This is a genomic window from Singulisphaera photorubra, assembly GCF_045290345.1.
Taxonomy (GTDB): Bacteria; Planctomycetota; Planctomycetia; order Isosphaerales; family Isosphaeraceae; genus Singulisphaera.
Genome location: NZ_CP155447.1, coordinates 2,715,955 through 2,728,220 on the forward strand (window position 1 = coordinate 2,715,955; position 12,266 = coordinate 2,728,220).

At 63.6% G+C, this 12,266-nt stretch carries 5 protein-coding genes and 1 pseudogene; 2 read left to right on the forward strand and 4 right to left on the reverse strand.

What is annotated here, in order from left to right; genetic code table 11:
- Positions 1–131: 131 nt before the first annotated feature.
- Complete coding sequence (locus V5E97_RS10560; protein WP_406699285.1) at positions 132–731, reverse strand: hypothetical protein; 600 nt, start codon at positions 729–731, stop codon at positions 132–134.
- Between the two features lie 850 nt (positions 732–1,581).
- On the opposite strand from V5E97_RS10560, the gene V5E97_RS10565 reads away from it, so the two are divergent.
- On the forward strand, positions 1,582–2,070 hold the full coding sequence (locus V5E97_RS10565) for an ISAs1 family transposase (RefSeq protein ID WP_406699286.1): 489 nt from the start codon (positions 1,582–1,584) through the stop codon (positions 2,068–2,070).
- A gap of 9 nt (positions 2,071–2,079) precedes the next feature.
- Positions 2,080–2,771 (forward strand): annotated as a pseudogene (locus tag V5E97_RS10570) (ISAs1 family transposase).
- Here V5E97_RS10570 and recD read toward each other — a convergent pair.
- Genes recD through V5E97_RS10585 form a run of 3 tightly spaced genes read right to left on the reverse strand, consistent with a single transcriptional unit; the run spans position 2,740 to position 11,809 of the window.
- Entirely contained in the window at positions 2,740–4,839 is a 2,100-nt protein-coding gene (gene recD / locus V5E97_RS10575) for an exodeoxyribonuclease V subunit alpha (protein ID WP_406699287.1), read from the reverse strand. The pseudogene V5E97_RS10570 and the gene recD overlap by 32 nt on opposite strands.
- Positions 4,836–8,363 carry a UvrD-helicase domain-containing protein gene (locus V5E97_RS10580; protein WP_406699288.1) on the reverse strand — a complete coding sequence of 1,176 codons (3,528 nt, stop codon included), beginning with the start codon at positions 8,361–8,363 and terminating at the stop codon, positions 4,836–4,838. Before V5E97_RS10580 ends, recD begins: the two co-directional genes overlap by 4 nt.
- Positions 8,360–11,809, reverse strand: a complete 3,450-nt coding sequence (locus V5E97_RS10585) for an exodeoxyribonuclease V subunit gamma (protein ID WP_406699289.1) — start codon at positions 11,807–11,809, stop codon at positions 8,360–8,362. Before V5E97_RS10585 ends, V5E97_RS10580 begins: the two co-directional genes overlap by 4 nt.
- Between the last annotated feature and the right edge of the window lie 457 nt (positions 11,810–12,266).

Consider the following 12,266-nt stretch of genomic DNA (forward strand, 5'->3'; position numbering starts at 1 on the left):
CGTAGGCGTGGGACGCCTACGCCCTCACTCCACTCAAACATGAAAAGCATCACGTCCATCGCTGCGGGGTTTGTGGCGCGTGTATCGCTACGTGTGGGGCGGGCCCCCGCAGTCTCGCTTCTCCTTGCCCATCAATCCACGATAAGAGATTGCCCAACGACGGGAGGAGATTCACCGGCGACGTACCGAATATTTTGGCCGTCGAATAAATAGGTCTCGAAGAAGCAGTCGCCCGTGAAGATCATCCTCATCTCTCCCATGTGATCGAGATCAGGCCGAACGGCGACCCTGACAGACCAACCGCCGGAGGTTGGCGTCACAGACTGGATGAGTCCGGTCCAGCCATTTATCCGAATTTCCGGATGCTGCTTCAGCCACGTAAACTGGTCAAGACGTGCCTGAGGCAAGAAGTCTGCTTTGGTAATCAGCGTCGCGATCTTGCGCTGAAACTCCAGACTATCCCCGGTAGCCCTGAGATTTGGCTTGATCGAGGTGCCCTGATAGGGCTTGTTCCGGAACGCGAGAGTTGCTTGTTCAACAAGCTGCTCTCGCGTGGGCAGATTGCCTGCTCTTCTGTCCAACAACCTCATCGGGCGACCGGCCGACATGCTGGTCCGATACGTTGTTTTCGGGCGAACCACATTCTTTCGTGGGTTCGCCGCGAAGGCCAAGGTCAAGCCAAGGCTGAGAGATAAGGAAATCGCGAAGAACGCAACTCGCCTCGTAGTCATAAACCCCTCCATTGTTCCACCATGCCCAAGTTGCCGAATCAGTGAAAGAGTCGTCAGAATTCCGGGGGAGGTGTCAGTCCCATGGGGCCTAAGTCGACAAGCTCCCAGTTCAGTCCAGTCGGGTCGCTGGAGTTCGTGACTTTCTTTCTACCCCAATGACGTGTTTGGCCGTAGGCATAGGCCCAGCTACCATCCTCTCGAAGGTATTTCAGCCGATTCCGCTGCCAATACGACATCAACAAGTACCCAGAGGGGATGCTAGTGTATAGCGTAGGATCATAACCGAACCCCCTGTGGTCCTGGAGAGTATCGATCGAAAAAATCCACGTAGCAGGAGCTCCCACTTGCCAGTCGATGAGCGTGTCGGAGGCCAAAACCCCGCCTTGCTCATAGAACAGATTCTCTTCTGCAATGGTCGTTGTATTTATGGTTGCCTGTTCGCTTTAGCGTAAGCATATTTGGTATGTGATTGTGCAATTTGATTGTCCGGGCGCAACGGGAACACTAATTCCATCTGGCTGGTAGGTGTTCGTGTATGAAATCTAGAAATTGTCAGTTGTTGATGGTGTGTTTCTAGGTGGTTCTCCTGGATTTGGCATGTAATCGACGTAGCAGCGAACCAGGGCCAGCGCGCATAGCTGTGCGATCTGGGTGATCTGGTACGACGAGCCGCGGCTCGATATCTTGGATTCGGTCCTCGTGATCGGCTTGCTGCACTCCGGCGTGCGGAGGCCGGCACGGATCGATCCAAAGGATACGTCCTACGGCGAAGATCGTCGATGTCGGCTCGATCGGCTCTTATTTCGAATCGCTCTCCGACCCCCGCCACACGCGCAATCGCAAGCATTTGATGGTCGATATCGCCATCATCGCCGTCTGCGGTGTCATCTGCGGGTGCGATGGACCCACCGCCATTCATCGCTGGGACAAGAATCGCGCCTCCTGGCTGGCCCAGCATCTGGCCCTGCCCAACGGCATCCCCTCGCGGGACTGCATCCGCCGCTTGCTCATGGCGCTGAAGCCCGAAGCCTTCCAACGCTGCTTCCAAGCCTGGATCTGTGACGCGATTCCCGCCGACCCCAAGAACCCCCGCCGACTCGTCGCCATCGATGGCAAGGCCTGTCGCGGGTCGCACGATGCGGCCAAAGGCCTCGGCAACCTGTGCACATCGTCAGCGCCTGGGCCAGCGAGCAGCAGGGCATCGCGCTGGGTCAGGTGGCCACCGAAACTAAGCACGTGGACCGGGTCTTTCTTTGTATTGAATCATGTGCAAATTATGGGTGCCACGGGTTGTACTCAACCCGTGAGCCAAAAACCCGGGCAATCGTTCACGGGTTGAGTACAACCCGTGGCACCCGACGGCGATTGCAGTACCTCGGTCACCTATCAGAAAATCAAAGAAAACCGAGACCAACGGCTTAGGTCGAACGAGATCACCGCCATCCCGCAACTCCTGGAGCAGATCGACCTGGCCGAGACCCTCATCACCATCGACGCGATGGGCTGCCAGAAGGACATCGTCGAGCAGATCGTTATCGGCAAGGGCGATTGCGTCATCGCGGTCAAGGACAACCAGCCGAAGCTCGCGGCCGCGAGACCCGCGATGACGGGCACGGTCGCATCGACGAACGCTCCTATGCTTTGGCCAAGGTGCCGCGTGATTTCGCTCCGGGCAAGGACTGGCCGTGGAGCAAGGCGATCGGCTATGCCGTGCGGATCACGCAGCTTGCAGATGGCACGGAGTCGGACGAGGTGCGTTACTATCTCAGCAGCCGCTATCTCAGAGGCAAGCGGTTCGGTGAAGCGGTCCGTGGTCACTGGGGCATCGAGTCGATGCACTGGGTACTGGACGTGAACTTTCGCGAAGATGAGCACCGCACACGCGAGCGGACCTTGGGGAACAACTTGAGCTGGCTGCGGCGGTTCGCCGTGACGCTCCTGAAGCGTCATCCCGACAAGGATAGCCTTCGCGGAAAGATGCTGTCCTGCATGATTAATACGGACGACCTTATACAAGTTCTTTCGCTACAGCGTGTTTGATATGCGCTGGCCCTGGGCCTCGCACACGCTCGGCGACGCCGGAAAAACGGCGAGCGGTTCGGGCGATTCCACGTGCCAGGATCTCGCGAGAGCCGACCAACGTGACTGCGGCCCGGCTCCGGGTCAGAGCGGTGTAGAGAATCTCACGGGTGTTGAGCGGAATGTCGGCGTGAGGGAGGATCAGGGCCACGCGATCGAATTCCGAGCCTTGCGCCTTGTGAACCGTCATGGCGTACGACCGGCGCAGGACTGACCGGAGCGAACCGATCCGGTGGGTGGCAAATCCGTCGGCTCGGCGGAAGACGACCATCGGTGAGGGGCGGCCCCCTTCGGAGACGAGCAGGACGAGTCCCTGATCACCATTGAAGAGCATGCGGCCGTAATCATTGACTTGCATCATCACCGGTTCACCGGGAATCAGGTCGTCGTCGCGGAAGGCGCCCGCGGGCCTGGCGGCACGAGCTCGATCATGAAGCAGGTCGTTGATCCGATCGGCCCCTGTCGGCAGCACGCGGGTCAGACAGAGCACTCGCGCCCGGTCGAAGTGGTCGAACAACTGGTCGAGCCGGACTCGGTCCGCTTCGTGGAACCCGTCTCGACCGAGGATGTAGCGGCGACCGACCAGGTGGTCGAAGTCGGGGAGCGAGCGGACGACCTCGCGATTCCAACGATCGAGCCAGGCGTCGATCACGCCCGAGCCTTCGGGGGCTTCAAGGAGTTCGACCCCGCCGCAATGGAACTCGACCTCGGCGAATGAGCTTCGCGCCACGATCACGTCGTCGCTGGTCCGCCGGGCGGCAAACTTCGGAGGCTCGCCCCGGTCGATCGCTTGCGAGACGGTCAGAATGTTACGGCCGTCCGGGTCGTCGGGACGCATCCGGTGGCTCTCCGTGAGCCGAACCGCGCGAGGACCGAGTGGCGAAGGGCCGTCGTTGGTTTCCACCAGCAAGTCGCGGAGCACTGCGCCCGCCTCGACCGACGGGAGCTGGTGGTCGTCGCCGAGCAGCACGAGCCGACTGTCATCGCGGAGCGACCGCGCGAGTCGCTCCATCAGCACCAGGTCGATCATCGACGCCTCGTCCACCACGATCACACGCCCGGCGAGCCGATTGTTCTCGTGATGCAAGAAGCGTCCGGTCGAGGGCGAGTAGCCGAGCAAACGATGGAGCGTCCGTGGCTCGGGCAGGGTCTCCAGGTCCTGGTCCTCGGGTGTCGGCTTGGCGATCGCCCGGAGGCCGGACTGGATCGCTTGCCCCATCCGTTGCGCGGCCTTGCCGGTGGGGGCGGCCAGGAGCATCGCCTCGGGCGGGAGCCCCAGGCGGCGGAGCACGCGGAGAATCGAAACGACGATCGTCGTCTTGCCCGTCCCCGGCCCGCCGGAGATGACCGCTAACCGGTGGCTTGCCGCGACCCGGACGGCGGCGAGCTGGTCGTGGGAGAGCGGGAGCGCCTTTCCGTCGCGGACGGCGGGACGCCCCTCCACGTCGAGCACCGCCGCCGAGACCTCGGCCTCGGGCCAGCCTGCGCCGTCTGCATCACCCTTGATTCGCCGCCGCAACGCCTCGGCGAATCGCTCCTCCAACGCCCGCATCTTCTGGAGATAGAGAAAAGGGCCATCCACGATCAAGGGCTTGAAGTCTTCCGGACCACCGACAATTGCGTCGACACGTCTTTCTGCAATCAATGCGTCTGCCGTCGCCACGGCCTTCGCAGCGTCCAGGCCGAGGATCAGGTCTTCGGCCGGGAGGAGCTGTCGGGCCGTGTCGAGCCGGACGGCCGGATCGCGAAACGGGATCCGGGTACTCCCCTGGCCAAGCGCGACCAAGGCGGTCAAGGCCATGAGAATCAGCGAGGCTCGTTCCTCCCGGCTCAAGCCGTCCGGCAGTCGGCCTAGCTCCCAGGCGAGGAACGCCACCTCTTCCTCCAGGTTGAACGACGAGGCGAGCCGCTCGCGGACGGGCCGGAGCCAGGCGAGCAGCGCGGACTCGTCGTCGCCCTTCGAGGACGCGCCCGCACTGACCGCGGCGCGTGCGGTTCCAAACGGAGAGAGTTCGCTCAGCGGTCTCATCGAATCCCTCCGAAGGGTCGTTCGCCGAATCGGATCAATTCCGCCTCATGACGGAGCACGTCGCTCCAGGCTGGTCGAGAGTAATAGAGCCCCTGACCGGCAAGCCCAGGCTGACGCAACGCCCGGAGGAAGACATAGATCATGCCACCGAACCGACTCTCGTATTCTGCTTCCGAATGGATCCGAAGCGCCTTGACGAGCGCCAGGGCGTAGAGCTTCGCTTGAAGCTCGTAGTGCTTGGCGACGTGGGCCGTGATGGATTCGGCGTCGTAGGACGGCAGGACGTCTCCCTTCCAATCGGCGACATACGCCAGACCATCGTTTTCGACGACAAGATCCATGAATCCCTTGATGAACCCACGTTCGACGATGAGCTTGCCGGGCGTGGGGTCGGAGAGCCCTGGGTGCGCTTCCTCCGGGAACGGGAACAGGAATTCCATCTCGCGGACCGACCGCCGGCAGCGGCAAAAGCCGGGAATCAGGCGCCCGCCACCGACGGGCACATCAGCCGTGAGGGCCTCATAAATCATCGCCTCGGCGTGGGCGCGGTAGATTGGTTCGATCGCATTGCGCGCCATCGCGGCGTCGACGGTCCGTGCGACGCTCTCGAGTGCACGCCAGGCGTCGAGCGATTCGGCCTGGGCGGTTTCCTCGAGTGGAATCTCCTCGATGATCTCGTGAAGGAAGGTGCCGACGGCCCGGCCCCCCGGCAGGTCCCCCACGGCCAGCGCGTCGGAGCTTGCCACCGGCCCAGGTTCGCGGCGGTGCTCGTCGCGTTCGATCGGTTCGGTGTCGTCGGCCCAGTCGCGCTTCATCCGGGAGTACGACGTCACCTCGTAGGCTCGGTGGCGGTCGCGAAGCCCGGCGAACTCGCTGGAGTCGTCGCCCTCGTCGAGATCGAGCCGTCGGGGACGCCACGAGGAGGGGGCACGCCCCGGGCCGTCGCCCGTTGCCCGGATCGGTTCGTCACGGAAAGGGACGCGGTGGAACAAGCTCAACGCCTCGGGCAAGTCGAGCACGGCCGCGAGCCGGTCGTTGACGCGGCGGTATCCACCAACCCAGTACTTACTCATGTGCTCGCTTGGCACGAACGGGAGGTAGAGCCGAGCCTTGGCCCGGGTCAGGGCAACGTAATAGAGCCGTTGTCGCTCCTCGTCATTTTCGCGTTTCGCAGTCTCCTTGGCCTTGGCGTCGGGATCGACATCAAGGACACGCGTGCCTTCGTCGTCGTGGTATGCGTAAAGCCCGTCCGAGGGATTCGACGTGAAGCCGCCGTAGAGGAACACGACGGCTGCTTCCAGACCTTTGCTTTTGTGGATGGTCATGATCTGCACGGCGTCGCGGTCGCTTTCCAGACGCTGAACGTTGCCATCCTGGGCGGACGGTTCGCGAACGCCCTGGTGGTAGGCGTCGAGAGTCGCCACCAATTCGGCGAGCCCGCCGCCGGTGGCGTGGACTTCTTCCAGAAGAAATTCAAACAGGTGAAGATAGTTCGTCAAGGACCGTTCGTCATCCTTGAAGAGCAGTTCGCGGCGGACGATTCCGCTTTCATCAAGGATGTGGGCGAAGAGGGCCTCGAACCGCCGGGCGTCGGCCAGGTCTTTCCAGTCGATCAGCCTTCGAAGGAGCGGGTGGGAATCGGGCAGCTCGAACAGGTCGGGCAGGGTGTCGAGGGGAATCGAGAAGAACGGGGTGATCCAGGCGAGGCTGCGTTTCGAGAGGTTGGCGGGGTCGTCGATCGCCGCGAGCAGGTCACGAACGGCCGCGGCCTCGCTAGTCTGGAACAAACCCTCTTGCTTGTAGAAGGCGAACGGCACGCCGGCCTCGCGAAGCGCCTCCGCGATGCGAGGGCCGTCCGAGTTCGACGCGATCAGGATGAAGATGTCCCCCGCCCGGATCGGCCGCTCCTGGCCAGGCTCGCCGAACCGAAGGCCGGTGCGCTCCGTGCAGAGGCGAGCGGCCTCTCGCGCAATCTGGCGGGCCAGCCCTCGAAAGAGCTCATTCTTGGGGAGCGATTCACCTTTCGGCACAATCTCGAGGACGTGGACCGGGCTCGAGGTCGAACCGTCTCGATCGAGCGCAACCAGTTTTCGGCCCGGCATCACGGGCATCTGATACGTGATCTCGCCTTCGAGAAAGGGCGGACTGGCCGACGCGTCGAGTAGGAGGTTGTACGCGGCGATCAGCTCGGGGGTCGATCGGTGGTTGTTCCCGAGCGTGGCCGGCTCCTGATCCTTGACGATCCTCGCCCTGGCCGCGAGGAACGCCTTCACATCGGCGCCGCGGAACCCATAAATCGACTGCTTTGGGTCACCGATCAGGTAAACGAAGTTTTCACGATCGCTCTCGACGAAAACGCGTTTGAAGAAGGCCCATTGAAGCTCGTCGGTGTCCTGCGACTCGTCGATCAACGCGAACCGGAAGCGGTCCCTCAGCGAATTCACAAGCGACTCGCCGTCCGGCCCGTTCACCGCTGCGGCGGCTCCGGCGAGGATTCCGTCGAAGTCGAAGGCCCCGGTGGTTGCCGTCATTCGTTCCAGTTCGTCGACGATCGGGAGCAAGCAGGTATGGATCACCGCGGCTTTGAGGGGGGCGAACCGGTCGTCGAGCTCGACGACCGCGTCGCGGATTCGGGCGGTGGGGCCATCCAGCGAGAGATCGCCCAGCCGCTCGGCGAGGTAGCCCAGCGACTTGGCGAACTCCTTGTCCCCCAGGAGATTCAGAGAGCGGCCGCCCGCACTCGTTTTGGTCGCGATGGACGGGAGATGGTTGGTGCAAATTGCCTTGGTCGTGCTTGCGTGAACCTTCAGGCCCTTTAAGGATTTCTCGATCGTTTTCAGTTCGTCATTGATATCGATCTCGAAGAGTGGATTCATTTCGAGTTCGAGACGGAGGGCGGAGAGGTCGAAGGAGGGCCGGACCACTCGCCGCGAGGAATGGCATTGGTAGAGCAATTTCTCGAGGCCGTCAACGCCATCGTTGCCCCCGTCGATCCAGAGCGCGAGCAAGTCGGCGGCATCGCTCGGGCCTCGGGCCAGGACCCGGCGCAGGGCCGTTTTGAAGGCGCGGCCGAACCGGGTCCGGCCATCTTCGAGGGTCCCGTCGAAGAGGCGACCGCCGGCGAAGGCATGTTCGTTGAGCACCCGGGCGAAGAAACCGTGGATCGTGCCGATCGAGGCACCGTCGAGGGAGGAGAGAGCTTGCCTGAGTTGTTCTCGCCGCCCGTCGTCGACGCGCCAGAACGTGCCCGAGCGGTCGCAGCGACACTCGAGTCCCCCTTCGCACGATGCGCCGAGGATCTTGCCGATCATCGCTCGAATCCGCTGCCGAAGCTCGGCGGCGGCACGTTCGGTGAAGGTGAGCACGAGGAGTTGGTCGATGGAGACCTTCTCTCTCAGGATGAGCTCAATGACCAGATGTTCGATCGTGTACGTCTTGCCGGTTCCGGCCGACGCTTCGATCACGGTATGCCGGTCGTGCGGGATCCGATCGAGGATCGCCGGTCTCGGGTAATGAACGCTCATTGGCTCACCCCGCCGGATTTCTGGAACAGGCCAAAGCGACGGGCGATGATCGCTTCGGCAAGGTCGTCAGCGGGCGGGTCGAAGCGGTCGAAATTGGGTACGGGGCCATAGCGAGAGCTACAGGACTTGCGGTCGTCATCCTTGATTTCTTCGATGCTTTCCGAGACGCGCTTCCCTTGCATGAGGTAGTCGAACACGGCCTCGCAAGGGAGCAGGTACGCGTGTGGAGCGCTGAACATTTCGGTGAGCAGGCTGGTCAGGAATTCGCGAGAGTTGGTCGAATCGATCCCCTGAAAAACGCGTTCGTGATCGGGGCCGCCTTTGGCCGACTGGGTCAAGACGTGGGCCTGATATTGGTCCCTGGTTGCTTGTCCGGGCGTGAGGTTGAGGACGACGGCATCGAGGAAGCCGGCGAAGAAGTCCTTCGGTTTGGCTTTATCTCGGGTCACGCAGGTGATCGAGCCGGGCAAGTTTGCCGAGACCATCTCGGTTCGGCCGTGGATTTCGACCTGGACGGGTCGGGTCGAGCCGTCGGGACCCGCCAGGGGAACATCAACAAGGATCGGGTCACGAAGCGCATCGACACGCTCGTTCTCCGAGGCCCGGCCAAACCTTTGAACACGGAACGGACCGCGATCGAGGAGGCCGCGGTTGATCGCTCCGTTGTGCCAGGCGCCAAGGCAGGCGAGATGGCGACGGCGGTCGGACTCCCGAAAGAGACCGACGGGCATCAGGCCGGACCGCGCCATCACCTCGGCTCGGGGAGCGTACATGGCTTCCAGCAGCGCCGGTGAGAGATCTCGCGAGGGGTATTGAAGCCCGTCGAGAAAGACGTCGCGGAGCAGGGTCGTCTGGTGGAGCGTCGTCGTGGCGAATGGCTCGTCCTCGCGGTCAGCCTCACCTTCGCCCCCGCTCTCCCGGATCCGGAGCATGATTCGCGCCCAGCTTTGGAGCGGGCACTCGAGGAACTGGCGAATTTCCCGGAGCGAGACCTGGATTCGCCGGGCTGGCTCGGTGGCTGTTTTCGACTGGTAGGGGGGGCAGAGGCCCAACCAGTCGCGGAGCCCGTCGCCGAGCCGCCACGCTTGCTCGGGGGTGATCGTCGCGGCGGGACCGCAGTGGGCCCGGAATGATGCCCGGAGCTCTCGCGCCCGTGCCTCCCGCCGCGCGGCGGGCGAAGCGACCGGTGCGGTTGCTCGATCGAGGTTCTCGAAGCGACGGAGCGGCTCTTTGCGAATCCAGCCTTCTTCCGCGCGTCCCTCAGGGGCGAGATGGTGGAGCAATTCGTGGATCACGGAGGAAGGTTCGAGGCCTTCTCCGGTCTGGGCGTCGCGGGCGACGTACGAGAGGTAGAGCCGGTCGTGGGTCGAGGTGAGGGTCTCGAGAAAGAGGTAACGGTCACGCTCGCGAGGGCTGATATCGCCGGCCTGGCGCTGGGCGTGGGCCAGGAGGTCGAGGGGATCGGGACCCTCGGCCGCGGGGAAGCATCCCTCGCCCAGGCCGCAGACGAACGCCACGCGAAACGGAAGGGCCCGCATCTCCAGCAAAGGCGCGATGGCCACGCCGTCGGCCAGATAGTGCCCCCGGGCGTCGGTCAGCCCTTCGACCGCTTCACGAAGGCATTCGCAGGCGACCCGATAGCCGACGACCGCGCCGTTCAGGTCGAGCCGCTTCAAGGCCGCCGCTTCGCGGAGGCAGGCCGCCAGCGCACGCTGCTCGAGATCGGAGTCGCCCGCGAGGTAGGCGGAGATCAGCTTCGCGAAGAAGGCCGACCACTCGGTGAACGTCAGCCGCGCGGAGCGGGCGAACCGAGCATCGGCCACGAGCGAGCGGACGAGCAGGAGCATTCGCGCGGCGTCGGCCTGCGTTTCGACCGGCTCATCGTGGGGGAGCCATTCGGAATCGCCGAGGCGGAAGCCGCGATCGTCACCGCACCGGGGCCCCGTCATGAACCCGCCCAGCACGAGCCGGCGCAGACCCTGGTCCCAGTGGAACAGGTCGCGGTCAATGTACGTATCTTCATGGTCGAGCCGGTCGGCGCCGTGAACGATCTCGAGCTGGTGGCACCAGGCGCGCCAGCGGTCGGCGTCGGCCCCGGGAAACTTCGCCTGCACGGCCGGGTGGGTGAGCAAGGGCAGAAGCTGGGGGCGGGTGAACTCGCCCAATGGCAGGTCGAGGAGCCGGAGAACCGCCTCCACCCCCCGGCGCTCCCCGGACAGCGGGAGGTCGATCATGGTGGACGGAATGTCGTGCAACTCCTCGAACGCCGCCCGCAGGTGGGCCTGATAGCTCTGCAGATTTCGGGAGTCGGCGATCAGCACGGCAATGTCACGGAACCGGAGCCGGTCGGGCGAATTTCCCTGCTCGATGTCGTCCTCGCGGACGAGCCGCCAGATCTCACCCGCGATCACCTCCGCTTCGCGGCGGATGCCCGGGCAGGCCAGCACCTGGAGGCTGCCATCGGGCAGGAGCGGGGGGCCCTCGGCTCCTGTTCCCGTGAGGATCGCCTTCTGGAGGCTTGCCAGCGTGGTTGCCGGGGCAGGCTCCACGAACTCGGTGGTGATGCTCACTCCGCGGAGACCGGCGAGCATCTTGGAGAACTCCGCGCCGGGACGGCCCCAGGCACGGGCCAGGTCGTGACCCACCACGCCCTTCTTCGTCGAGCGTTCGGAGAAAGCACGCGAGGATGAAGGGACGTAGACGTTTACTTCCGAAGATCGCCCGATGTGTTCGAGCATCTCACGCAAGCCTGTCCAGATGTAGGAGAATCCGAAAATGTGAACCAGAGGGGGCGGCTGGTAGCCGTCGAGTGTCTCGAGCCGACCGAACAGTTCCAGCGGGAGGATCAGTTGGTCGCCTCCATTGGCGCAGGCTCGGCTGAGAATTCCCTCCTCGCCAACGAGCCGTGTCCAGAGCTCACGCTGCCACCCCTCGGTTTCGGCGAGCGGTCCCTCGCTCAGGTCGGCGTCCCCCACGGCCCAGTTTCGGAGGAGTTCGGGGCGGGTGTCGCCATACTGCCGGGCGAGTCGCGCCAGCCGGGTCGCGAGTTGAAACTGCCGGAGGTCACGCGCCGCGAGGTCGTCGCCGGCCGCGTCGAGGTAGGTCTGTACGGGGGCGGGGAGCGGCCGATCAGACTCGGTCCCCGCGCCCAGCACCTCGAGAAACATGGCGCGCAGGGAGGCCCGATCGAGCAGCCGCGTGGCCGGTTTCGAGGGGGGCAAGAGCGCCGACAGGAATTGCTCGGTCACCTGGAACGACAGTCCCGCGGCGATGCCGGCCCTTCGCGCAACCTCGTATTTCAGATAGATCGCGATCTGCGGGTTCGGGACGACGATGGGCGGTCGCTCGAACAGGTCGGCCGCCGGGTCGCTCTGTGCGGCGTCAAGGTTCCCGGACAGAATCTCGGCCAACCGATCGAGATGATTGGAGTACCAGACACGAATCATCGACTCGAAAACTCCATTTCGATAGCGTCGTATGACACAAGACCTCCTCAACGAGCGCCCTTTGAGGAGGAGCCATCGCTCATCGCGTTACCCGTGAAGCCTCTCGCGGGATGGCAGCCGACTCCATTCCGGCCTCTCTCTCGGCACGACGAAGGCACTTTGATGGTTGTGATTACGGGGTGAGTTGGGACGATCATTGTCCCTGGGAATGCACCGACACCATCACAACCAGTCGGGCCAACGTCGTCGGGAAAAATCGTCTACAGGCTTTGCTCGACTGGCATGATCTAATATACACGATCGGGTGATCAGATTCTGCCTGAGGTGACATGCGTGCAGTGTTCTCGGCTCTCCCCCAGAGACCGCGGGCAGGGCGCCCGCAGTTCCAGGAAATCCCGGGTCTGCATGCTGGGGGGTGAGGTGGGAAGCGTCGGCGGGATTTATGGAGAGGGGCGTC

What these genes read in the sequence shown, in the direction of transcription:
- V5E97_RS10580 (WP_406699288.1), bottom strand. Translation starts at nt 8,363, where the DNA reads ATGAGCGTTCATTACCCGAGACCGGCGATCCTCGATCGGATCCCGCAC.
- recD (WP_406699287.1), bottom strand. Translation starts at nt 4,839, where the DNA reads ATGAGACCGCTGAGCGAACTCTCTCCGTTTGGAACCGCACGCGCCGCG.
- V5E97_RS10585 (WP_406699289.1), bottom strand. Translation starts at nt 11,809, where the DNA reads ATGATTCGTGTCTGGTACTCCAATCATCTCGATCGGTTGGCCGAGATT.
- V5E97_RS10560 (WP_406699285.1), bottom strand. Translation starts at nt 731, where the DNA reads ATGACTACGAGGCGAGTTGCGTTCTTCGCGATTTCCTTATCTCTCAGC.
- V5E97_RS10565 (WP_406699286.1), top strand. Translation starts at nt 1,582, where the DNA reads ATGGTCGATATCGCCATCATCGCCGTCTGCGGTGTCATCTGCGGGTGC.